Origin of the sequence: Pseudomonas quercus, assembly GCF_012033695.1 — a bacterium.
GTDB classification, from domain to species: domain Bacteria; phylum Pseudomonadota; class Gammaproteobacteria; order Pseudomonadales; family Pseudomonadaceae; genus Aquipseudomonas; species Aquipseudomonas quercus.
This window is the reverse complement of the sequence record NZ_JAAVJI010000015.1, coordinates 82,767-106,933: the sequence shown is the minus strand read 5'-3', so window position 1 is coordinate 106,933 and position 24,167 is coordinate 82,767. Positions and strand designations below refer to the sequence as shown.

The window sequence follows — 24,167 nt, the reverse complement described above, 5'->3', positions numbered from 1 at the left end:
CTGCTTTTAACGCTGGTAGGCAGCCCGGCGTGCTTGGGCTACCATCCGGCTGCCCTGCAGGGTTGTTACCCGCCACCACTGAGGCAGTGAGGCCAGCATGTATATCTATCGTTTGGTGTTGCTGCTGGTGGTCGGCATCTACCTGTTTTCCCCGGCCATCATGGATTGGTGGATAGAACCCACCGGCGCCTGGTATCGCCCCTACCTGTTATGGCTGATTCTCATCGTGGTGACCTTCATTCTGCAAAGCCAGCGAGACGCCGATGAGCTTTAGCCTTGCCCAGATGCTGCTGGTCAGCGCCGCCTACCTGCTAGTGCTCTTTGGCGTGGCCTGGGTCAGCGAACGGGGCCTGATACCGCGCGCGATCATCCGCCACCCGATTACGTACACCCTGTCGCTAGGGGTGTATGCCAGTGCGTGGGCGTTCTATGGCACGGTGGGGCTTGCCTATGAGTATGGCTATGGGTTTCTAGCCTGTTACTTGGGTGTATCAGGCGCCTTCCTGCTGGCCCCCGTGTTGCTGTACCCGATCCTCAAGATCACCCGCACCTATCAGTTGTCCTCCCTGGCAGACCTGATCGCCTTTCGGTTTCGCAGCACCTGGGCCGGCGCCCTGACCACGCTGTTCATGCTGGTAGGGGTACTGCCATTGCTGGCGCTGCAGATCCAGGCAGTGGCAGACTCGATCAGCATCCTCACCCAGGAGCCGGTCAAGGATCGTATCGCCTTGGGTTTCTGCGCCCTCATCACGCTCTTCACCCTGTTTTTCGGCTCCCGCCACATGGCCACACGCGAGAAGCACGAAGGGCTGGTGTTCGCCATTGCGTTCGAGTCAGTGATAAAGCTGGTCGCGCTTGGGGGAATAGGGCTCTACGCCCTGTATGGCGTATTTGGGGGGCCGCACCAGCTGGAGCTGTGGTTGCTGCAGAACCAGATGGCCCTGGCAGCACTGCATACACCTTTGCAGGAAGGGCCATGGCGCACCCTGCTGCTGGTGTTTTTCGCCTCGGCCATTGTGATGCCCCATATGTATCACATGGCCTTTACCGAAAACCTGAACCCTCGCGCGCTGGTCAGCGCCAGCTGGGGGCTACCGCTGTTTCTGCTGTTGATGAGCCTGGCTGTTCCCCTGATCCTCTGGGCGGGCCTGCAGTTGGGCGCCACCACACCGCCTGAATACTTCACGCTGGGCATCGGGATTGCTGCGAACAACAAACCCCTGGCGTTGCTTGCTTATATAGGCGGGCTGTCAGCCTCCAGTGGGTTGATCATCGTGACCACGCTGGCCCTGTCGGGCATGGCGCTCAATCACCTGGTGCTGCCGCTGTATCAGCCACCGGCGGGGGGCAGCATCTATCGATGGCTGAAATGGACCCGCCGTGGCCTGATCGTCGCCATCATCCTGGCCGGGTATGGCTTCTACCTCATGCTGGGTACCCGACAAGGCCTGGCCCACTTAGGCATCGTTGCCTTCGTGGCCACCTTGCAGTTCCTGCCCGGCGTGCTGTCGGTCCTGTACTGGCCAACGGCCAATCGGCGCGGCTTTATCGCCGGGCTGCTGGCCGGGGTCGCCGTGTGGTCTGTCACCATGCTGGGGCCGTTGATCGGCGACGTAGACGGCTTCTATATTCCGGTACTGGACATGATCTACGTACTGGACGACACCAGTTGGCACATGGCTGCAATTGCTTCTCTGGCGGCCAACGTCTTGCTGTTTACCCTTGTGTCTGTGTTCACCGACGCAAGCACCGAAGAAACCAGTGCTGCCGAAGCCTGTGCCGTGGACAACGTGCGGCGCCCGCAGCGGCGAGAGTTGCATGCTGTGTCGGCACAAGAGTTCGCCACCCAGCTGGCCAAACCACTGGGTGCCCGGGCGGCGCAGAAGGAAGTGGAACAGGCTCTGCGCGACCTTTACCTGCCGTTCGATGAACGGCGCCCTTATGCGCTGCGACGCCTGAGGGACCGTATCGAAGCCAACCTGTCCGGCCTGATGGGCCCCAGCGTAGCCCAGGACATCGTGGAAACCTTCCTGCCGTACAAAGCGGGCGGGGAAACCTACGTGACCGAGGACATCCACTTCATAGAAAGCCGGCTGGAGGATTACCACTCCCGCCTGACTGGCCTGGCCGCCGAGCTGGACGCCTTGCGCCGCTACCATCGGCAAACCCTGCAGGAATTGCCCATGGGGGTCTGCTCCTTGGCCAAAGACCGGGAAATCCTCATGTGGAACAAGGCCATGGAAGAGCTGACAGGCATTCCTGCCCTGCGCGTGGTGGGGTCCCGGCTGATGACCATTGGCGAGCCCTGGCGAGAACTGCTGCAAAGCTTTATCGACGGTGCCGACGAGCACCTGCATAAGCAGCGCCTGGCGCTGGATGGCCAGACCCGCTGGCTGAATCTGCACAAGGCCGCCATCGACGAACCCCTGGCGCCCGGTAGCAGCGGCCTGGTGCTACTGGTCGAAGACCTGACCGACACACAGATGCTGGAGGACAAGCTGGTTCACTCCGAGCGCCTGGCCAGCATCGGTCGCCTGGCAGCAGGGGTGGCGCACGAGATTGGCAACCCCATCACCGGCATCGCCTGCCTGGCCCAGAACCTTCGAGAAGAACGTGAGGAAGACGGGGAGATCACCGAGCTGTCCAGCCAGATCCTGGAGCAGACCAAACGGGTGTCACGTATTGTGCAGTCGCTGATGAGCTTCGCCCATGCCGGCACGCACCAGCACAGCGAGGAACCTGTGAACCTGGCCGAAGTGGCGCAGGATGCAATCGGCTTGCTGGCCTTGAACAGGCGCAATTTCGAAGTGCAGTTCTACAACCTGTGCGACCCCGGTCATTGGGCGGAAGGCGACCCGCAGCGGCTGGCACAGGTGCTGATCAACCTGCTGTCCAACGCCCGGGATGCTTCCCCGGCAGGTAGCGCCATCAGGGTACGCACCGAAGCGAACGAGCACACCGTAGGCCTTATTGTGGAAGATGAGGGCAGCGGCATTCCCAAAAGCATCATGGACCGGCTGTTCGAACCCTTTTTCACCACCAAGGACCCCGGCGAGGGGACCGGCCTGGGCCTTGCGCTGGTCTATTCCATTGTGGAGGAGCATTATGGGCAAATCACCATCGACAGCCCGGCTGACGTAGAACGACAGCGTGGTACCCGTATCCGGGTGACGCTGCCCCGCCATGTCAAAGCGACGTCCGCCGTTAACTGAGACCGTCGAGAGAACCGAACCCTATGCCGCATATTCTCATCGTCGAAGACGAAACGATCATTCGCTCTGCCTTGCGTCGCCTGCTGGAACGCAATCAGTATCAGGTCAGCGAGGCAGGCTCTGTGCAGGAAGCACAGGAGCGCTTCACCATCCCCTCGTTCGACCTGATTGTCAGCGACCTGCGCCTGCCCGGCGCGCCCGGTACCGAACTGATCAGGCTGGGCGAGGGCCGGCCAGTCCTCATCATGACCAGCTATGCCAGCCTGCGCTCGGCAGTAGACTCCATGAAAATGGGTGCCGTGGACTACATTGCCAAGCCGTTCGACCATGATGAGATGCTGCAGGCGGTGGCGCGCATCCTGCGCGAACGCAATGTGCCACCTGCTGCCGGCGAGCCTGTGAAAGCCAGCAGCCGAGGCATGGAAAAGCCTGCAGCCAACCCTAATGGGGAAATCGGCATCATTGGCTCCTGTGCGCCCATGCAGGACCTGTACGGGAAAATTCGCAAGGTGGCGCCTACCGATTCCAATGTGCTGGTGCAAGGTGAGTCCGGGACGGGCAAGGAACTGGTAGCCCGCGCGCTGCACAACCTCTCGCGCCGTGCCAAGGCCACCATGATTTCGGTGAATTGCGCCGCAATCCCTGAAACCCTCATAGAGTCCGAATTGTTCGGGCACGAAAAAGGCGCCTTCACAGGCGCCAGCGCTGGGCGTGCAGGCCTGGTGGAAGCGGCGGATGGGGGCACCCTGTTCCTGGATGAAATTGGCGAGCTGCCACTGGAAGCCCAGGCCCGGTTGCTGCGGGTATTGCAGGAGGGTGAAATTCGCCGAGTGGGGTCTGTGCAATCACAAAAAGTGGATGTACGCCTTATCGCGGCCACTCACCGCGACCTCAAAAGCCTGGCCAAGGTAGGGCAGTTCCGAGAAGACCTTTACTACAGGCTGCACGTCATTGCTCTCAAGCTGCCCCCGCTGCGTGAGCGCGGCAGTGACGTGCTGGAAATCGCCAATGTGTTTCTCGCACGGCAGAGCAAGCGCCTGGGCCGAGAAGGGCTGCGGTTCGGCCCTGATGCTGAAAGTGCTATTCGCCACTATGGCTGGCCGGGCAACGTACGCGAGCTGGAAAATGCGGTGGAGCGTGCCGTTATCCTGAGCGAGAGTTCACAGATCTCTGCCGACCTTCTGGGTATCGATATTGAACTGGGTAGCCTGGACGAAGACGAGGATTTCTCAGGCCTGGTTTCAGTCACCCCCTCGGCCAACCATGAGCCGACTGAGGACCTTTCCCTGGAGGACTACTTCCAGCATTTTGTGCTTGAACACCAGGATCACATGACCGAAACCGAGCTTGCACGCAAGCTAGGCGTAAGCCGCAAATGCCTGTGGGAGCGGCGCCAGCGCCTGGGTATCCCGCGGCGCAAATCCAGTGTGGCCAATGAGGGCTGAGCAGGTGTTACCGCTGCGCCACATGACGTAACAGATCCGGGGTATACGGTAACGATTTCTTCATGTAGCGCCCCGCGAGTTTCACTACTTTTTTACTCAAGCCCTTGAATTCAAAGGGTTTTCAAAAGTTGGCACAGCACCTGCTATATCTACGGTACAAGAACAACAACAAGCGCTAAGACAGACAATAAAAACAATACGAATCGGCTCACGCATAACAAGAACAAGACGGCATGAGGCGTAGCTAACTGATTCTTTTGGAGAGGTATTGTTTCGGGTTTCCCGCGACCAGGCTGAGAACAACAAAACTGCGATACAGCAGTGCCTGAACTGGTTGGGCCTTAGGGCCGATGCAATGCGGCGTTCAAAGCAATCCGTTTGCTCTTGGCTCCCTATTTGGGAGAAGCCCCAGGTAAAACACCTGAAGGGCTGGGCGCTCAACAAAAACAAGAAGCCCACGCAAGAATAAAAACGAGCAAGTAACGACTTTGCAGGGGAGCTTCGGCTCCCCTTGTCGTTTCTCTTACAGCCCTTTTCGCGGCCTCCTACACCATCCCGTCACTAAATGCTAGAATCCCCGCCCATCATGCGGTCACTCCTGGTATGACCGATCATCCCTTCATACAGTGCATCCCATGCTGAAGAAGCTGTTCCAGTCTTTTCGTCCCCCGGCCCGTCAGGTCCACCATCAACGCAGCACGCCCGAAGTGCTCAATAGCGGCGCCCATTCGTTGCAGCGCCACCAGTTCAGCCGTCAAGCGGTCGGTATCGTCGAGCGCCTGCAACAGGCCGGTTATCAGGCATACCTGGTAGGTGGCTGCGTGCGCGACCTGCTGCTGAACATCACGCCCAAGGATTTCGACGTCGCCACCAGTGCCACGCCCGAACAGGTGCGCGCCGAATTCCGCAACGCGCGGATCATTGGCCGGCGTTTCAGGCTGGTACATATTCATTTCGGCCGGGAAATCATCGAGGTCGCCACGTTCCGCGCCAACCACCCCGAAGACGATGAGGAAACCAGCACTCACTCCTCGCGTAACGAAAGTGGGCTTATCCTGCGCGACAACGTGTACGGCACCCTGGAAGAAGACGCGCAGCGGCGGGACTTCACCATCAATGCGCTGTATTACGACCCGGTCAGCGATCGCATTCTGGACTATGCCAATGGTGTGCATGATGTGCGTAACCGCTTGGTCCGCCTGATCGGCGAGCCTAGCCAACGCTACCAGGAAGACCCGGTGCGTATGCTGCGTGCCGTTCGCTTCGCCGCCAAGCTGGACTTCGGCATCGAACGCCATACCATGCTGCCCATTCGCGAAATGGCCGACCTGCTGCAAGGTATTCCAGGTGCCCGGTTGTTCGAAGAAGTACTCAAGCTGTTCCTGTCCGGCCAGGCTGCTGATACTTTCGAAATGCTTGTGGACCTTAACCTGTTCGAGCAAATGTTCCCGGCCAGTGCCGATGCGCTGGAACACAACCCCACCTACACCCATACGCTGATCCGCAACGCGCTGGTCAACACCGACCTACGCGTGCAGCAAGGCAAACCGGTGACCCCCGCTTTCCTGTTTGCCGCCCTGCTATGGCCCGCCCTGCCCGCTCGAGCGCTTCAACTGCAAGCCAAAGGCATGGCCCCCATTCCTGCAATGCAGGAAGCCGCGCATAGCGTAATAGCCGAGCAATGCCAATACATCGCTATCCCCAAGCGCTTTACCCTGCCCATCAAGGAAATATGGGACATGCAGGAGCGGCTGCCACGCCGCAGCGGCAAGCGTGCCGATGCCTTGCTGGATAACCCGCGGTTCCGCGCAGGCTATGACTTCCTGCTGCTACGGGAAACAGCCGGTGAGGAAACCGACGGCCTTGGCCAGTGGTGGACCGAGTATCAGGATGCCCACGACAGCGACCGCCGCACCATGATCCGCAACCTGGGTAGCCGGGAAGACAATGCGGCTACCGGCGCACCTGTTCGCAAGAAACGCCGCAGCAATACCCGGCGCAAAAGCGACAGCGCTGGAGAATGACGGCTAAAGAGCGCGTGTTCGTGGGGCTGGGCAGCAACCTGCAGGCCCCTGCCGAACAAATTCGCCAGGCCCTGGCCAGCTTGCAGGCCCTGCCTGGCTGCGCTTGGGTAGGCGCTTCAGGCCTGTACGTGAGCGACTCGCTGCTGGCGGGGCAACCGCGCTACAGCAACGCCGTCGTGGCGCTGGATACCTGCCTGGACCCTATTGCCCTGCTGGATGCACTTCAGCACATCGAAAACGAACAAGGCCGCGTACGTGCCGAACGTTGGGGCCCGCGCACCCTGGACCTGGACATCATTCTGTTTGGCCAGCGCGTACTGGACAAGCCAAGGCTTCGCATTCCGCATTACCATATGCACGCGCGGCCTTTCGTCCTTTACCCCTTGGCCGAACTGGTTGACGAAGGTTTCAGGCTGCCTGATGGCAGGGACCTGAAAAGCTTGCTGCAGGCCTGCCCTTTCGAAGGGCTGGAACGCCTGCACGACCTGCCCTGAGCGAAACGGTAACATCGGTAACACCGCCAGTACGCAACCCTGGATTGACTTCCCCTTGGCGGCTCACGACTATAGGCCGCCCGCCGGCATCCCGGCCGGCATTAACCGGTAACGAGCCAGGGCTGCCCATGCCGTCGCACCTAGCGATCCCCTCTCTGTTACCGTGATACACGCGTTGTTTCGCCTCTTGGCGAAGCTGACCGAGGATTAGCCTTCATGTCACAGATCACCCTGACCACCCTTGATGGCCTGAAGGCCAAGGGTGAAAAAATAACAATGCTGACCTGCTACGACGCGACCTTCGCCCGTGCAGCCAGCGAAGCGGGGGTTGAAATACTGCTGATCGGCGACTCACTGGGCATGGTACTGCAAGGCCATGACAGCACCCTGCCGGTAACCAATGCAGACATGGCGTACCACACAGCCTGTGTAAAGCGCGGCAATACCGGGGCGCTGGTGCTTGCCGACCTGCCCTTCATGGCCTGCGCCACCCTTGAGCAAGCCTTTGCCAACAGTGCGGCCCTGATGCAGGCCGGCGCCCATATGGTTAAAGTCGAAGGCGCTGGCTGGCTGAGCGAAACCATTCGCCTTCTGGCCGAGCGCGGCGTGCCGGTATGTGCGCACCTGGGCCTTACCCCGCAATCCGTGAATGTGTTGGGTGGTTACAAGGTGCAGGGCAGGCTGGAAAGCCAGGCCCGGCAGATGCTGCACGACGCCATCGCACTGCAGGACGCAGGCGCGGCCATGATCCTGCTCGAATGCGTTCCCAGCGCGCTGGGCGCCGAAATTGCCCAGGCGCTGCATGTCCCGGTAATCGGTATAGGCGCTGGCCCCTCTACCGACGGGCAGGTGCTGGTACTGCATGACATGCTGGGCCTGTCCCTGAGCGGCCGCGTGCCCAAGTTCGTAAAGAACTTCATGGCTGGCCAGCCGGATATACAGTCGGCACTGCGTGCCTACGTCAATGCCGTTAAAAACGGTAGTTTCCCCGCCAGCGAACATGGGTTCAACGCATGAACACGGTCAACACAATAGTAGAGCTGCGTGCCGCCGTTGCGCGTGCACGTGCTGATGGCAAGCGCATCGGTTTTGTCCCCACCATGGGCAACCTTCATAGCGGCCACGTAGCGCTGGTCACGAGGGCCTGCGAGCGAGCGGATTTCGTAGTTGCGAGCATTTTCGTCAACCCGTTGCAGTTTGGCGCCAACGAAGACCTGGACAGCTACCCGCGTACCTTGGTGGCAGACCAGGAAAAGCTGCAACAGGCAGGTTGCGCGCTTTTGTTTGCCCCCACCGTGAGCGAGATGTACCCCGGCGGGGCCACACTGCAAACCCGTGTAACCGTACCGGAGCTATCGCAGGAACTGTGCGGTGCCAGCCGGCCGGGGCATTTTGAAGGGGTGGCGACGGTGGTGAGCAAGCTGTTCAACCTGGTACAGCCCGACCTCGCTGTTTTCGGCCAGAAGGATTACCAGCAGCTTGCGGTGATCCGGGCCATGGTGAAAGACCTGAACGTGCCGGTTCAGGTGATTGGCGAGCCTACCGTACGCGCCGACGACGGCCTGGCCCTGTCGTCTCGCAACGGCTACTTGAGCGCGAGCGAGCGCACCATGGCGCCGGCCCTGTACCGTAGCCTCCAGGCCATCGCGGCTGCGCTCCAGGGTGGCGAGCGCAATGTGCAAGCCTTGCTGGCCATGCACCGCAAGCAGATCGCCGACAACGGCCTGCGTGTGGACTACCTGGAGGTGCGCCATGCTGATACCTTGCGTGCGGCAACCGAGGCTGATCACGAACTGGTAATCCTGGTAGCCGCCTACCTGGGCAGTACCCGCTTGATCGATAACCTGCGTGTTACACGGGGCCCGGTTGCCTGAGTCAACCGTCACCTGGCGTTGCGCAACATAAGATAGTATCGAAAAGGATTGGCCACAGGCGCAGACAGCCTGCTGCACACGCAGTACCGTGGGCTGGCTGGACACGCGCTGCCTTGTGCTGTGGTGGCTGAAAAAATGAAGCAACCCGGCCGGGCCCGACAGTGTCCAAAAGGCTGACCAAGTAAAAGGAAACTTGCAGAGATGGCGTACTACCGCACTCCTCACAACGTGACTGCACTGCCTGCGTGGCAGGCCCTTGAAGAACACCGTGCCGCCATGCAGGGCTTCAGCATGCGCGAGGCCTTCAATGCCGACCCCCAGCGTTTCGATAATTTTTCGCTCAGCACCTGTGGCCTGTTCCTCGACTACTCCAAGAACCTGATCACCACCGAAACCCGTGACCTGCTGGTAAAGCTGGCCGATGAGGTGAAGCTGTCCGAGGCCATCAAGGCCATGTTCGACGGCGAGATTCTCAACGCGTCCGAAGGCCGCCCGGCCCTGCATACCGCACTGCGCCGCCCCATAGGCGACAAGTTGAAAGTGGGCGGCACCAACATCATGCCCGAAGTGCACAAGGTGCTTGGGCAGATCACCGAGCTGGTGACCCGCATCCACGACGGCCTGTGGCGTGGCTATACCGAGAAGCCCATTACCGATGTGGTGAACATTGGTATCGGCGGCTCCTTCCTGGGCCCACAGCTGGTCTCCGAGGCCTTACTGCCGTACAGCCAGAAAGGTGTGCGCTGCCACTACCTGGCAAATATCGACGGTAGCGAATTCCATGAGCTTTCGGCAAAGCTCAGGGCTGAGACCACACTGTTCATCGTGTCGTCCAAATCCTTCGGTACGCTGGAAACCTTGAAAAACGCCCAGGCGGCGCGTGCCTGGTACCTGGCACAGGGCGGTTCGGAAGCCGAGCTGCATCGCCACTTCATTGCAGTGTCCAGCAATAACGCCGCAGCCGTCGCCTTCGGCATTCGTGAAGAAAACATCTTCCCCATGTGGGACTGGGTAGGCGGCCGCTACTCGCTGTGGTCGGCCATTGGTTTGCCAATCGCCCTGTCCATCGGCATGGCCAACTTCAAGGAGCTGCTGTCCGGTGCCTATACCATGGACCAGCACTTCCTCACGGCGCCCTTTGCTGAAAACATGCCAGTGATGCTGGCCTTGCTGGGCGTGTGGTACGGCAATTTCTGGAATGCCCAAAGCCACGCCATCCTGCCGTATGACCATTACTTGCGTAACATCACCAAGCACCTGCAACAGCTGGACATGGAGTCCAACGGCAAAAGCGTGCGCCAGGACGGCTCACCTGTCACCACCAATACGGGCCCGGTCATCTGGGGTGGCGTGGGCGCCAACGGGCAGCATGCTTACCACCAGTTGCTGCACCAAGGCACCGAACTGATCCCGGCAGACTTCATCGTGCCGGTGGTGAGCTATAACCCGGTGGCTGACCACCACCAGTGGCTGTTTGCCAACTGCCTGTCCCAGAGCCAGGCACTGATGCTGGGCAAGACCAGGGCCGAGGCCGAGGCCGAACTGCGCCATAAAGGGATGCCTGAAGCCGAGGTAGAGCGCCTGGCGCCGCACAAGGTGATTCCAGGCAACCGCCCTAGCAATACCCTGGTAGTAGAGCGCATCAGCCCTCGCCGCCTGGGTGCGTTGGTGGCCATGTATGAGCACAAGGTGTTCGTGCAGAGCGTGATCTGGGGCATCAATGCCTTCGATCAGTGGGGTGTGGAGCTGGGCAAGGAGCTGGGCAAGAACGTGTACCAGCGCCTGATAGGCGATGTGGAAGAGCCAGCCGAAGATGCGTCCACCCAAGGGCTGATCAACTTCTTCCGTAGCCGCCACCGCGGCTGACTGCACCACCTGGCGACCTGGCCGCTTGCACCGATGGAACCTGCGCTCGCCACCTGGCGAGCGCAGTCCGTTAAGCTACGGCATACATGAATAACAATGAGGGCACACACCCATGAAAGAGGTCGTTATCGTCGCCGCCACTCGCACCCCGGTTGGCAGTTTCCAGGGTGCGCTGTCTGCCATTCCGGCCGTTGAATTGGGCGCTACCGTGATCCGCCGGCTGCTGGCGGACACCGGGCTGCCCCCTGAGCAGGTGGACGAAGTCATCCTTGGCCAGGTGCTGACTGCAGGTGCAGGCCAGAACCCTGCCCGGCAGGCCGCGCTCAAGGCCGGCCTGCCCGTCGCCGTTCCTGCGATGACCCTCAACAAGGTCTGTGGCTCCGGCCTCAAAGCCCTGCACTTGGCTACCCAGGCCATTCGTTGCGGCGATGCCGACGTGATTATTGCCGGCGGCCAGGAGAGCATGAGCCTGGCCAACTATGTCATGCCCGGTGCACGCACGGGTTTGCGCATGGGCCATGCGACCCTGGTGGACACGCTGATCAGCGATGGTTTGTGGGACGCCTTCAACGATTACCACATGGGCATCACTGCCGAAAACCTGGTCGACAAATACAGCATCAGCCGGGAAGACCAGGATGCCTACGCCGCCGCCTCCCAACGCAAAGCAGCAGCCGCTATCGAAACCAGGCGTTTCCAGAATGAAATCACGCCGGTGAGCATTCCTCAGCGAAAGGGCGACCCGGTGCAGGTGATCGATGACGAGTCGCCACGAGCCGGGACGACTGCAGAGGCCCTGGCCAAGCTCAAGCCTGCGTTCAAGAAAGACGGCACCGTGACCGCGGGTAATGCCTCTTCGCTCAACGACGGCGCCGCTGCCGTCATACTGATGAGCGCCGACAAGGCCACTGAGCTGGGCCTGCCGGTGCTGGCGCGTATTGCCGGGTATGCCAACGCGGGGGTAGACCCGGCGATCATGGGTATTGGCCCGGTCAGTGCCACCCGCCGCTGCCTTGAAAAGGCAGGCTGGGCACTGGAAGACGTTGACCTGTTCGAGGCCAACGAGGCCTTTGCGGCACAGGCCCTGGCGGTGTCCCGCGAACTGGGCTGGGACATGGACAAGGTAAATGTGAACGGCGGTGCTATCGCGCTAGGGCACCCTATTGGCGCGTCAGGCTGCCGCGTGCTGGTGACCTTGTTGTATGAAATGATTCACCGCGATGTAAAAAAAGGCTTAGCCACGTTGTGCATTGGCGGGGGCCAAGGCGTCGCGTTGGCGATCGAGCGCCCCTAAAGGCAACCTCCCGGCTTGTGCAAGCCGGGAACCCTGTTACCGTTATCAGGCTCAAACGCACCTTTCACTGAATAAGCGAAGCCGACATGCCCAACAAACTGATACGCGTCGGGGCCGGCGTGTCGATCGCTGTCGGCCTTTATGCGCTGGTAGGGTTCTGGATAGCCCCTGTCGTGGCGCTGCGTATTGCCAACGACCAGTTGACCAAGCTGGCAGCAGTACCGGCACGGCTGGACCAGATCCGGTTCAACCCGTTTACCTTTGAACTGGAAATCTTCGGCCTGCACATCGGCGCGCCCGGTTCGGAACAGCTGGGCTTCGAGCACCTGGCAGCCAACCTGCAAGTGGATAGCCTATGGCGCCGGCAGGTCCACCTGGCTCGCCTGGACCTCGCACAGCCCAAGGTACAGGTGCTGATTTCACCTAAAGGTACGCTCAACCTCGGTGAACTGTTCAAGCCGTCACCCACGCCGCAGGCACCGGCCGACCCCGATGCGACACCATTCCCTGTCACCATTGACCAGCTCACCCTAAGCGACGGCTTCGTGCATTTTCGTGATGCGCGTGGCAAGGCGCCGGTGGAGTTCACCTACGATGCCCTGGACTTCCAGTTGCGCCATCTCACCACCTTGCCCAAGGGTGATGCAGAAATGGAATTGTCTGCGCGTGGCCCTTTGGTAGGCGACGTGGCCTGGTCCGGTCGTTTCTCGCTGTTCCCGTTTACTTCTCAGGGCCACCTGACCCTTCAGAATGCGCCTCTGCAGACCTGGTGGCCCTATGTGCAGGTTGCTGCACCCCTCAAGCTCGAGCGTGGCAAGGCAAGCGCCACGCTGGATTACACCCTCGACCTGTCCAAGACGGCACAGGTCAAGGTAACCAACGCGACGGTCCGCCTTTCGCCGTTTGCCATGACGGCCATGGATGGGCGGCCCTTGGTGCAGTTGGAGGGGCTTGAGGTCAGTGATACCGCACTGGACCTGGCCAAGCGGCAGGTGACGGTGGGCAAGGTTGCCGTGCGCCAACTGGAAACCTGGGCCACGCGCAACGCCGACGGCCAGCTGGATTGGCAGCAGTTGTTCGCCTCCCCTTCCAGCGAGCCAGCGCCCTCCCCATCGCCTTCGCCGGAACAAGCGGCCCAGCCATGGAGCGTGAAGGTAGCCGACGCGCGCCTGAGCGATGCCAAGGTGCACTTGGCCGACAAGGCCGGCCCTGAGCCTGTCAGCCTGGACCTGGCCCCGCTGAACGTTCACCTGGCCGGTTACGACACACTCAATGCCAAGCCTTTCCAGTTGGAGCTGGACAGCGGGATAGGCCGCCAGGGCAGGCTGCAGGCCAAAGGCGAGGTAAACCTCAGCCCAGTGACCGCTCACTTGGCCGTTACCACGCGCGACATCGACCTGCGTATTGCCCAGCCGTATATCACGCCCTTTATTCGCCTGGAGCTGCGCAGCGGCATGCTGGACAGCGATCTGGCTGTCGCATTGGCCAGCACAGCGCCCTTGGCGTTCTCAGTCGAGGGTAAAGCTCAGGTCAACCAGCTGCACACCCTGGACACCCTCAAGTCCCGTGACTTCGTGCGATGGGCAACACTGGGCCTGGATGGCATCCGTTATCGTCATAACGAAGGGTTGAACATCGACAAGGTGACCCTGACGCAGCCCTATGCGCGTTTCATGATCAATGAGGACCGCAGCACCAATATCGATGACCTGTTAGTGCCCCAGCCTCAGACAGCACCGGCCCAGGCAGCGCCTGCTGCGCCTGAGAAAAGCCCACCGTTGCCTATTCGTATCGGTGCCATTGCCTTTACAGACGGCTCGGCCAACTTCGCTGATTTCAGCCTGACCCCCAACTTCGGTACAGCCATTCAACAGCTCACCGGCACCATAGGCACCCTGGACAACCAAAAGCCCCTGGCAGCGAAGGTGGATGTAAAAGGGCGCGTGGACCGCTATGCCCCTGTAACCATCGAAGGCAGCCTCATTCCGTTCGACCCCATGAGCAGCCTGGACATTGCCACTCACTTTCAACGGGTGGAGTTGACCACGTTGACGCCCTACTCCGGCAAGTTTGCCGGTTACCGCATCCGCAAAGGCCGCCTGGACCTGGACCTGCACTATCAGATCACCAAGGGCCAACTGAAAGCGGACAACAAGGTGGTGGTCGAGCAACTGGAGCTGGGCGACAAGGTAAACAGCCCGGATGCAGTGAACCTGCCCATCAAGCTGGCCATTGCCCTGCTCAAAGACACCCATGGCCGCATTTCGATTGCGCTGCCGGTGGCCGGTGATTTGAACAACCCGCAGTTCAGCGTAATGCCTGTAGTGTGGCAAACCTTGCGTAACCTGCTGCTGCGCACTGCCCAGGCACCCTTCAAGCTGCTAGGCAACCTGGTACAGGGCGGCAACACCGAAGACCTGGGCACCATCACCTTCGCGGCAGGTAGCAGTGACCTGGATGCCCAGGCGCAGGCAGACCTGCTGAAAGTAGCCAGTGCGCTGAATCAGAAGCCGGAGTTACGGCTTGAAGTGGAAGGGGCCAGCGCAGCCGAAAGCGACGGGCCGCTGATTGCCGCCCAGCGCCTGGAACGAGAATACCAAGCCATATGGTACAAAGTACTTCAGCGCAGGGGTGACAAAGTGCCGGCCCAGGCCTCGCAGGTCACCGTACCTGATGCCGAAAAACCTGCATTGCTGGAAGGGATTTACCGTACTCGCCTCAAACAGCAACCGCCTGCTGACTGGCAACGCCTGGCCGCCGATGCCCGGCGTGAGAAACTTCAGGCAGCCGTGATCGATTCATGGCGTGACAGTAACGCCCTTCTCCGCACTTTGGGCCAGTCACGCGCTGCGAGCATCAAGGACTTTTTGGTGAGCCAAGGCAAATTGGCGGATGAACGCATCTACCTGATTGATGCTCGGCTTGAATCACCAGGGCCAAATGGAAGCGTGACCAGCTTGCTGCACTTGGATGTAGCGCCTTGAGGCGGCTTTCAGGTGTATTCGGTTCCTGACCTGCGCCCTTGGCTGAGGCTGTTCCTAAGACATCAAGCCTTATGAAAACAAGAACCCCCGCACGGGGCGGGGGTTCTTCACAACCGAGTGAGTTAACTCAGTTGGTTTTCAGGCCATCAGCCGAAACAGCGTGCACGCCTTTGATCTTTTTGGTGATCGCTACGGCGGTGTTTTTCTGAGCTTCGCTCAGCGCAACAGTGGACGACAGGGAAACAACGCCCTTGTTGGTTTCGACTTTGATGTCGGTGCCTGGAATGCCTTTTTCGGTAACCAGGTCAGATTTGACCTTGGTGGTGATCCAGGTGTCGGAAGTGGCTTCTTTAGCATGCTCTACTTCGCCAGCGGCCAGCGTCATAGGGGCTTGAGTGGTCTGGGCGAAGGCGGCGTTGGTCAGGCCCATGGCCAGTACGGAAGCAGCGGCAGCAGCGATAGCGAGTTTTTTCATGGGAGACACTCCTGTTCTTTTGGGAATCCCGTAGCCTGTTGGCCACTGAGTGACAGTACTGTTGCAGCACCCGTGCCAACGTCTCGCTTGGCCTATAATCCATTAAAATCAAGCAGTTAGCGTAAAGGGCTGCTAAAGGCCATCGTGCATCCTGCAATCCGGTGTGAAAATTTGCGTGCAAGTTGCAGGGACATGAATCGCCTTTCCACCGGTATAACTTTTTTTTGCATAAAAAAAGCCCCGCCAAGGCGGGGCTCTTCTTCAAACCAGCTTTTAACGCAAATTAAACGCCGGAAGCTTCAGCAGCAGGTACATCTTTGATCGACAGCTTGATACGGCCGCGGTTGTCCACGTCCATAACCAGTACTTTTACTTCCTGACCTTCTTTCAGCACATCGGTCACCTTTTCAACGCGCGAGTCGCTGAGCATGGAGATGTGCACCAGGCCGTCTTTGCCCGGCAGGATGTTCACGAAAGCACCGAAGTCTACGATGCGCTCAACCTTGCCCACGTAGATCTTGCCGATCTCGGCTTCTGCAGTGATACCCAGTACGCGCTGACGAGCCGCTTCTGCTGCTTCCTTGCTTTCGCCGAAGATCTTGATAGAGCCGTCGTCTTCGATATCGATGGACGCCTTGGTCTCTTCGCAGATGGCACGAATGGTCGCGCCGCCTTTACCGATCACGTCACGGATCTTGTCGGTGTCGATCTTCATGGCGATCATGGTCGGTGCGTTGGCCGACAGCTCGGTACGCGAAGTACCGATGATCTGGTTCATCTGGCCGAGGATATTCAGGCGCGCTTCCAGGGCCTGGCCCAGGGCGATTTCCATGATCTCTTCGGTGATGCCGTTGATCTTGATGTCCATCTGCAGCGCGGTCACACCCTTGGCGGTACCGGCAACCTTGAAGTCCATGTCGCCCAGGTGGTCTTCGTCACCCAGGATGTCGGTGAGGATGGCGAACTTCTCGCCCTCTTTCACCAGGCCCATGGCGATACCGGCCACCGGTGCCTTCATGGGAACACCGGCGTCCATCAGGGCCAGAGAAGCGCCACACACCGAAGCCATGGAGCTGGAGCCGTTGGACTCGGTGATTTCCGACACCACGCGAATGGTGTAAGGGAACACGTCGGCAGCCGGCAGCATGGCTTGAACCGAACGGCGCGCCAGGCGGCCGTGGCCGATTTCACGACGGCCTGCACCACCCATGCGGCCACACTCACCTACCGAGAACGGTGGGAAGTTGTAGTGCAGCATGAAGGGGTCTTTCTTCTCGCCTTCCAGGGTATCCAGCAGCTGTGCATCACGGGCAGTACCCAGGGTTGCAACCACCAGCGCCTGGGTTTCACCCCGGGTGAACAATGCCGAACCGTGGGTTTTTGGCAGCACGCCCACTTCGATATTCAGCGGGCGAACGGTCTTGGTGTCACGGCCATCGATACGCGGCTTGCCGTTGACGATGTTTTCGCGAACGGTGCGGTATTCGATTTCGCCGAACACTTCCTTCACTTCAGCCGAAGACGGCTGGCCTTCTTCGCCGGAGAACTTGGCAACCACCTGGTCACGCAACTCGCCCAGGCGCGCATAGCGGTCGGCCTTGACGGTAATGGTATAGGCGTCGGATACCGCGGCACCGAACTCACCACGAATGGCGTTCAACAGCTCGGTATTCTGCGCCTTGGCAGCCCAGTTCCAGGTTGGCTTGGCCGCTTCGGCAGCCAGTTCCTTCACAGCAGTGATCACCGACTGGAATTCGTCGTGGGCGAACAGTACAGCGCCCAGCATCTGGTCTTCAGTCAGCTCTTTGGCTTCGGACTCAACCATGAGCACGGCGTCCGACGTACCGGCCACAACCATGTCCAAGCTGGACGCTGCCAGTTGCTCGTACGTAGGGTTGAGCAGGTAGCCGGTGCTTTCATGGAAGGCTACGCGCGCAGCACCGATCGGGCCGTCGAACGGAATGCCGGAAATGGCCAGGGCGGCCGAGGTACCGATCATCGCCGCGATGTCCGGATCGGTTTTCTTGCTGGTGGACACAACGGTGCACACCACCTGAACTTCGTTCATGAACCCTTCAGGGAACAGCGGGCGGATCGGGCGATCGATCAGGCGCGAGGTCAGGGTTTCCTTCTCGGAAGGGCGGCCTTCACGCTTGAAGAAACCACCAGGGATCTTGCCAGCAGCGTAGGTCTTTTCCTGGTAGTGAACAGACAGAGGGAAGAAGCCCTTGCCTGGGTCGGCCTGCTTGGCGCCCACTACGGTTACCAGCACGGTAACGTCGTTGTCGACGGTGACCAGCACAGCGCCGGAGGCCTGACGGGCAATACGGCCAGTCTCGAGGGTTACGGTCGATTGACCGAACTGAAATTGCTTGATTACCGGGTTCACGGTTTCCTACCTTCCATTTGCTCTTGGGGAAATCTTCAATGCAGCTGCTTGTACTGCGAATCCTTGGGCGCCCACGGGGTTCGGCCCGTGCCACGTCCAGATAAAACTTGAGGCTGGGGGCCTGCCCCTGCGAGCACCAGGCTCGAAGAAAGCAGACCGCCAACCTCATTGAGTCGCACAGTGCCGGCAAAGGCGGCGCATGAAGCGCAACCCCTGCCATGGCCTGTGCACACTACTGGCCAGGCCGCTATCAGCGACGCAGGCCCAGGCGACCGATCAGGGCGCTGTAGCGAGTGACGTCCTTGCCCTTCAGGTAATCCAGCAGCTTGCGACGCTGGTTAACCATACGGATCAGGCCACGACGGGAGTGGTGGTCTTTGCCGTTGGCCTTGAAGTGGTCCTGCAGCTTGTTGATGTTGAAGGTCAGCAGGGCTACCTGGACTTCCGGGCTACCAGTGTCACCGGCGGCTTGCTGATATTCACCAACGATACGAGCTTTGTCTTCAGCGCTGAGTGCCATGAGGCGTTCTCCATTTCAGGGAACCGCGAACGGTTCCAATAGGCCAGGGCATGAACCCTGTCGTTATATAAGAGGAATGACCGCGCCTATTGACAGCCACCCTCGTTCGGTCATTCAGACCGAATCAGTCGACGTGGCGCAATGCGCCCGTCTTCGCTCACTTCGCCGATACCGATGAAGCGACCGTTATGATCCTGTACCCGTACCATTCCGAATGCCGGGGCTTCGGGGGCACGTACGGGCTGCCCATGCAGCCAGTAGAACGCACTGTGCTCCGAGAACTGCAACAGGGGCCAATCCTGCAGGCCGCTGTCGGCAGGCAGCAGGAACTGGTCCAGTGCTTCATTGCCACCCTCGGCGTGCGCCTGCTCCAATGCTTCAAGCGTTACCGTTTGTGCCAGCACGAACGGGCCCGCCTGGGTACGGCGCAGTTGCGCCACATGGGCACCACACCCGAGCCGCTCGCCGATGTCCTCGACCAGGGTTCGGATATACGTGCCCTTGGTGCACTGCACTGCCAGCGTAGCGCGTGTACCTTCTACCGCCACAAGCTCAAGGCTGCCAATAGTAACAGAACGGGCCTCCCGCTCCACTACTTCCCCTGCACGCGCCAGCTTGTAAAGCGGCTGCCCGTCTCGCTTGAGGGCCGAGTACATGGGCGGAACCTGCTGGATAGGGCCACGGAAATCAGGTAACACCGCTTCGAGCTCGGCACGACCGGCCGTCACCTCGCGTTCCTGCAGCACGTCGCCTTCGGCATCGGCAGTGGTCGTGGTCACACCCAGCTGCATCACCGTCTCGTAGCCTTTATCGGAGTCGAGCAGGTACTGGGAAAACTTGGTGGCTTCGCCAAAGCACAATGGCAGCACGCCGGTTGCCAAGGGATCGAGGCTGCCCGTGTGCCCGGCCTTCTCGGCATTGAGCAGCCAACGCACTTTCTGAAGCGCGGCGTTGGATGTGAAGCCCAGCGGCTTGTCTAGCAGAATGATACCGCTGATATTGCGGCGGATACGCTTGACCTGGGCCACGGCTCAGTCCTCGTCCGCGCTTTTGGGCTGCGGAGTCGCCGGCTCATGCTGGCTGTCCTCGGCAACGGCACGCTCGATCAGTGCCGACAGGTGCGCGCCACGCGCCACGCTTTCGTCATAGTGGAAATGCAGCTGCGGCACACTGCGCAACTTCATTTCACGGCCCAACTGGGTACGCAGGAAGCTGCCTGCCGCATTGAGCACTTTGACGCTTTGCTTGACCTGCTCACCACCATCATCGCCCATCACAGTGATATAGACCTTGGCATGGCCCACATCGCGGGTCACGTCCACGGCCGTGATGGTTACCAGGCCCACACGAGGGTCTTTCACTTCGCGGCGAATCAACTGCGCCAGCTCCCGCTGGATCTGGTCACCAATGCGTTGGGTACGGCTGTATTCTTTTGCCATTGCACACTACCTGTATCGACCGCCCGCACCGCAGGCAGCTTGAAAGCGGCAAACGCCCGGCACGGCGTAGGCCGGACCGGGCGTTGCGTGAAGGGCGCGCAAAACGCCCTGAACAGCTTAGAGGGTACGAGCGACCTGGACCTTCTCGAAGACCTCGATCTTGTCGCCGACCTTGACGTCGTTGTAGCTCTTGACGCCAATACCGCACTCCATGCCTGCACGCACTTCGGACATATCGTCCTTGAAGCGGCGCAGCGATTCGAGTTCGCCTTCGAAGATCACCACGTCTTCGCGCAGTACGCGAATCGGGCGATTACGGTGGACGATACCTTCAAGCACCATGCAGCCAGCGACCGCGCCAAACTTCGGCGAGCGGAACACGTCACGCACCTCGGCAATGCCCAGGATGTTCTCGCGGACATCGCTGCCAAGCATGCCGGTGAGGGCCTTCTTGACGTCTTCGATGATGTCGTAGATCACGTTGTAGTAACGCATGTCCAGGCCTTCCTGCTCGACGATCTTGCGAGCACCGGCATCGGCACGCACGTTGAAGCCGAACACGACCGCGTTGGAAGCCAGGGCCAGGTTGGCGTCACTTTCCGTGATACCACCCACACCGCCTGCCACGACACGCACCTGCACTTCGTCGTTACCCAGGCCACCCAAGGCGCCTTGGAGGGCTTCGAGCGAACCACGCACATCGGACTTGAGTACGATGTTGAGGGTTTTCTTCTCTTCCTGGCCCATGCTCTCGAAGATGTTCTCGAGTTTGCCAGCATGTGCACGAGCGAGCTTGACCTCGCGGAACTTGCCTTGACGGAACAGGGCAACTTCACGTGCCTTCTTCTCGTCAGCCAGCACGCTCATTTCGTCGCCAGCGTCCGGGGTACCATCCAGGCCAAGAATCTCGACAGGGATGGATGGGCCGGCTTCTTTGACGTTCTTGCCGTTCTCGTCAAGCATGGCGCGGATACGACCGAAGTTCGAGCCGACCAGTACCATGTCGCCCTGGCGCAGCGTACCGTCCTGAACCAGCACGGTCGCGACGGGGCCACGGCCCTTGTCCAGGCGAGATTCAACTACAACGCCGCGGCCTGGCGCAGCTGGGCTGGCCTTGAGCTCAAGCACTTCGGCCTGAAGCAGTACCGCTTCGAGCAGTTCGTCAACGCCGGTACCCATTTTCGCGGAGACCGAAACGAAGGGCGTGTCACCCCCCCACTCTTCGGACGTAACGCCCTGCACCGACAGCTCGCTACGGATGCGATCAAGGTCAGCACCCGGCTTGTCGATCTTGTTCACCGCCACAACCAGAGGAACGCCTGCCGCCTTGGCATGCTGGACCGCTTCGATGGTTTGCGGCATCACGCCGTCATCTGCTGCAACCACCAGGATGACGATGTCGGTCGCCTTGGCACCACGGGCACGCATGGCGGTAAACGCGGCGTGACCTGGGGTGTCGAGGAAGGTAACCATGCCACGGTCGGTTTCAACGTGGTACGCACCGATGTGCTGGGTAATGCCGCCGGCTTCGCCAGCTGCCACCTTGGCGCGACGGATGTAGTCGAGCAGCGAGGTTTTACCGTGGTCAACGTGACCCATGACGGTAACAACCGGTGCACGAGCGACCGTTTCACCTTCATACCGCAAGGACTCGGCCAGCGACTCTTCCAGCGCGTTGTCGCTGACGAGCTTGACCTTGTGGCCCAGCTCTTCGGCGATCAGTTGCGCAGTGTCCTGGTCCAGCACCTGGTTGATGGTGACCGGAGTGCCCAGCTTGAACATGAACTTGACGACTTCAGCGCCCTTCACGGACATCTGCTGCGCCAGATCGGACACGGTGATGGTCTCGCCAATCACCACATCACGGACCAACGGGCCAGTCGGGCTCTGGAAGCCATGCATGTTGCGCTTCTTGAGCTTGGACTTGCCACGGCCACCACGGCGGAAGCCATCGCTTTCCTCCTCAGTGGTGCGTGGTGCGGCACGCGGGGTAGGCGCTTTTTCCTTGACGGTTGCGCGGTGTGGCTGATTCTTGCGGTCGCCGCCACGGCGGTCGTCGTCAGCGGTGGTTGCCTTGGGTTTGTCAGGGCGACGTGCGTCGTCGCGCTTGCGCACTTCAGCAACCATGGCCGGTTGAGGCGCACGCTCAGGCGCAGGCTCTGCAGCACGTGCAGCCGGTGCCTCGGCCACTGCGGCAGGCTCGGGCTGGCTGGCATTTGCCGCGGGCGCAGCCTTGCGGGCCTCTTCCTCGGCGCGCAGGCGAACCTGGTCGTTCAGCTTATCGCGAGCGGCATTTTCAGTCGCGCGGCGCTCTTCGAGTTCGCGGCGCTGTGCGGCCTCGATCTCTTCAGGGCTTTGCTTGACGAAGGTCTTCTTCTTGCGGACCTCGACACTGATGGTCTTGCTGCCAGCCACACGAAGTGTGCTGGTAGTCTTGCGCTGCAGGGTAATTTTGCGGGGTTCTTCCACTTTTGCCTTGTGACTGCTTTTCAGGTGCGCCAACAGCGCTTGTTTTTCGGTATCGGTCACAACCTGGCCGGCGTCGGTATGTGGTAGCCCCGCCTCACGCATCTGTTGCAACAGGCGCTCCACCGGTGCGGCGACCTCTTGGGCCAGTTCTTTCACCGTGACTTGCGTCATGCACTTCTCTCCTCAGGCCGCGCCAGTTACTCGAACCAATGGGCTCGGGCGGCCATGATCAACTTGCCGGCACGCTCTTGGTCGATGCCGTCGATGTCGAGCAAATCGTCAATAGACTGCTCGGCCAGGTCTTCGCGGTTGATTACGCCGCGTACCGCCAATTCCTTCGCTAGGTCTGCGTCCATGCCTTCCAGGGAAAGCAGGTCGTCCGCCGGTTGGGCGTCCGCCAGCTTCTCTTCGGAAGCGATGGCTGCAGTCAACAGGCGATCCTTGGCCCGAGCACGAAGCTCATTGACGATCTCCTCATCGAACCCATCGATGTTGAGCATTTCTTCCAAAGGCACGTAGGCGATTTCTTCCAGGCTGGTGAAACCTTCGTCCACCAATACCTGGGCAAGCTCCTCGTCAACTTCCAGTTGCTCGACGAAATTGCGCAGGATGTCGCCGGTTTCGGCCTGTTGTTTTGCCTGGATATCGGACTCGGTCATGACATTGAGCGTCCAGCCGGTCAGTTGACTGGCAAGGCGAACGTTCTGCCCGCCGCGGCCGATGGCCTGGGCAAGGTTGTCAGCACCCACGGCGATATCCATGGCATGCGCGTCTTCATCAACGATGATCGCCGCTACTTCAGCAGGCGACATGGCATTGATGACGAACTGTGCAGGGTTGTCGTCCCACAGGACGATGTCGACACGCTCGCCACCCAGCTCGCCAGATACGGCCTGTACGCGAGAACCGCGCATACCGATGCAGGCGCCCTGAGGGTCGATGCGTTTGTCTTTGGAGCGAACGGCAATTTTTGCACGAGAGCCTGGATCGCGAGAGGCTGCCATGACTTCGATCAGGCCTTCTGCGATTTCCGGCACTTCGATGCGGAACAGCTCGATGAGCATTTCCGGCGCCGTACGGGACAGAATCAGTTGCGGGCCGCGGTTTTCACTGCGGATTTCCTTGAGCAGCGCACGCAGGCGCACACCTACCCGGAAGGTTTCCCGCGAGATGATGTCTTCACGGGCCAGCAAAGCTTCGGCATTGTTGCCCAGGTCCACGATCACGTTGTCGCGGGTAACCTTTTTGACGGTGCCGGAGATGATCTCGCCTACCCGTTCACGGTAGGCATCGACCACTTGGGCACGCTCGGCCTCGCGCACTTTCTGCACGATAACCTGCTTGGCGGTTTGCGCGGCAATACGGCCGAATTCGATCGAATCGATCTTTTCTTCGATGATGTCGCCAGCGACCGAGTCCGGCTTGCGAGCCTGTGCCTGGTCGACTGCCAGCTGGATGGCCGGGTCGTCAAAGTTTTCATCTTCGACAACAGCCCAGCGCCGGAAGGTTTCGTAGCTGCCTGTGTGACGGTTGATTTCAACGCGCAGGTCTACTTCGTCCTCGAACCGCTTTTTGGTAGCAGTCGCCAGGGCGATTTCCAATGCTTCAAATATGACTCCGGCCGGTACGCCTTTTTCATTGGATACCGATTCAACAACCAGCAGTACTTCTTTACTCATCGT

At 60.2% G+C, this 24,167-nt stretch carries 17 protein-coding genes; 10 read left to right on the top strand and 7 right to left on the bottom strand.

The features are described 5' to 3' along the window. Positions 1–97: 97 nt before the first annotated feature. From HBH25_RS19825 to HBH25_RS19780, 10 genes are all read left to right on the top strand, one after another. Positions 98–274, top strand: coding sequence for a hypothetical protein (locus tag HBH25_RS19825; RefSeq protein WP_003250005.1), 177 nt, complete (start codon positions 98–100; stop codon positions 272–274). Next, on the top strand, positions 264–3,212 hold the full coding sequence (locus tag HBH25_RS19820; protein ID WP_168085667.1) for a sensor histidine kinase: 2,949 nt from the start codon (positions 264–266) through the stop codon (positions 3,210–3,212). Before HBH25_RS19825 ends, HBH25_RS19820 begins: the two co-directional genes overlap by 11 nt. 23 nt (positions 3,213–3,235) lie before the next feature. Further along, complete coding sequence (locus HBH25_RS19815) at positions 3,236–4,657, top strand: sigma-54-dependent transcriptional regulator (protein WP_168085666.1); 1,422 nt, start codon at positions 3,236–3,238, stop codon at positions 4,655–4,657. A 635-nt stretch (positions 4,658–5,292) separates the two neighbouring features. Beyond that, positions 5,293–6,681 carry a polynucleotide adenylyltransferase PcnB gene (locus HBH25_RS19810; RefSeq protein WP_168085665.1) on the top strand — a complete coding sequence of 463 codons (1,389 nt, stop codon included), beginning with the start codon at positions 5,293–5,295 and terminating at the stop codon, positions 6,679–6,681. Further along, positions 6,678–7,175, top strand: a complete 498-nt coding sequence (folK, locus tag HBH25_RS19805; protein WP_168085664.1) for a 2-amino-4-hydroxy-6-hydroxymethyldihydropteridine diphosphokinase — start codon at positions 6,678–6,680, stop codon at positions 7,173–7,175. Before HBH25_RS19810 ends, folK begins: the two co-directional genes overlap by 4 nt. Positions 7,176–7,391: 216 nt before the next feature. Then, the gene (panB, locus tag HBH25_RS19800; protein ID WP_168085663.1) at positions 7,392–8,192 is read left to right on the top strand and encodes a 3-methyl-2-oxobutanoate hydroxymethyltransferase; all 801 of its coding nucleotides are present in this window, start codon (positions 7,392–7,394) and stop codon (positions 8,190–8,192) included. Beyond that, positions 8,189–9,049, top strand: coding sequence for a pantoate--beta-alanine ligase (panC, locus tag HBH25_RS19795; protein ID WP_168085662.1), 861 nt, complete (start codon positions 8,189–8,191; stop codon positions 9,047–9,049). Before panB ends, panC begins: the two co-directional genes overlap by 4 nt. A gap of 201 nt (positions 9,050–9,250) precedes the next feature. Further along, the gene (gene pgi / locus HBH25_RS19790) at positions 9,251–10,915 is read left to right on the top strand and encodes a glucose-6-phosphate isomerase (RefSeq protein WP_168085661.1); all 1,665 of its coding nucleotides are present in this window, start codon (positions 9,251–9,253) and stop codon (positions 10,913–10,915) included. A gap of 112 nt (positions 10,916–11,027) precedes the next feature. Next, positions 11,028–12,209, top strand: coding sequence for an acetyl-CoA C-acetyltransferase (locus tag HBH25_RS19785; protein ID WP_168085660.1), 1,182 nt, complete (start codon positions 11,028–11,030; stop codon positions 12,207–12,209). An 86-nt stretch (positions 12,210–12,295) separates the two neighbouring features. Further along, positions 12,296–15,193 (top strand): DUF748 domain-containing protein, encoded by a 2,898-nt coding sequence (locus HBH25_RS19780; protein ID WP_168085659.1) that lies wholly within the window; start codon positions 12,296–12,298, stop codon positions 15,191–15,193. Positions 15,194–15,320: 127 nt separating this feature from the next. On the opposite strand, the gene HBH25_RS19775 is transcribed toward HBH25_RS19780, so the two are convergent. From HBH25_RS19775 to nusA, 7 genes are all read right to left on the bottom strand, one after another. Then, on the bottom strand, positions 15,321–15,668 hold the full coding sequence (locus HBH25_RS19775; protein WP_168085658.1) for a BON domain-containing protein: 348 nt from the start codon (positions 15,666–15,668) through the stop codon (positions 15,321–15,323). A gap of 283 nt (positions 15,669–15,951) precedes the next feature. Next, positions 15,952–18,057 (bottom strand): polyribonucleotide nucleotidyltransferase, encoded by a 2,106-nt coding sequence (gene pnp, locus HBH25_RS19770; RefSeq protein WP_168085657.1) that lies wholly within the window; start codon positions 18,055–18,057, stop codon positions 15,952–15,954. A gap of 250 nt (positions 18,058–18,307) precedes the next feature. Then, positions 18,308–18,577, bottom strand: coding sequence for a 30S ribosomal protein S15 (rpsO, locus tag HBH25_RS19765; protein ID WP_168085656.1), 270 nt, complete (start codon positions 18,575–18,577; stop codon positions 18,308–18,310). Between the two features lie 110 nt (positions 18,578–18,687). Beyond that, positions 18,688–19,605, bottom strand: coding sequence for a tRNA pseudouridine(55) synthase TruB (gene truB / locus HBH25_RS19760; RefSeq protein ID WP_168085655.1), 918 nt, complete (start codon positions 19,603–19,605; stop codon positions 18,688–18,690). Between the two features lie 3 nt (positions 19,606–19,608). Continuing rightward, positions 19,609–20,016 (bottom strand): 30S ribosome-binding factor RbfA, encoded by a 408-nt coding sequence (gene rbfA / locus HBH25_RS19755; RefSeq protein WP_168085654.1) that lies wholly within the window; start codon positions 20,014–20,016, stop codon positions 19,609–19,611. 117 nt (positions 20,017–20,133) lie between these two features. Next, positions 20,134–22,656 carry a translation initiation factor IF-2 gene (gene infB / locus HBH25_RS19750; RefSeq protein WP_168085653.1) on the bottom strand — a complete coding sequence of 841 codons (2,523 nt, stop codon included), beginning with the start codon at positions 22,654–22,656 and terminating at the stop codon, positions 20,134–20,136. Between the two features lie 26 nt (positions 22,657–22,682). After that, positions 22,683–24,164: a transcription termination factor NusA gene (gene nusA, locus HBH25_RS19745; RefSeq protein ID WP_168085652.1), complete on the bottom strand. Its 1,482-nt coding sequence runs from the start codon at positions 24,162–24,164 to the stop codon at positions 22,683–22,685. Positions 24,165–24,167: the final 3 nt, after the last annotated feature.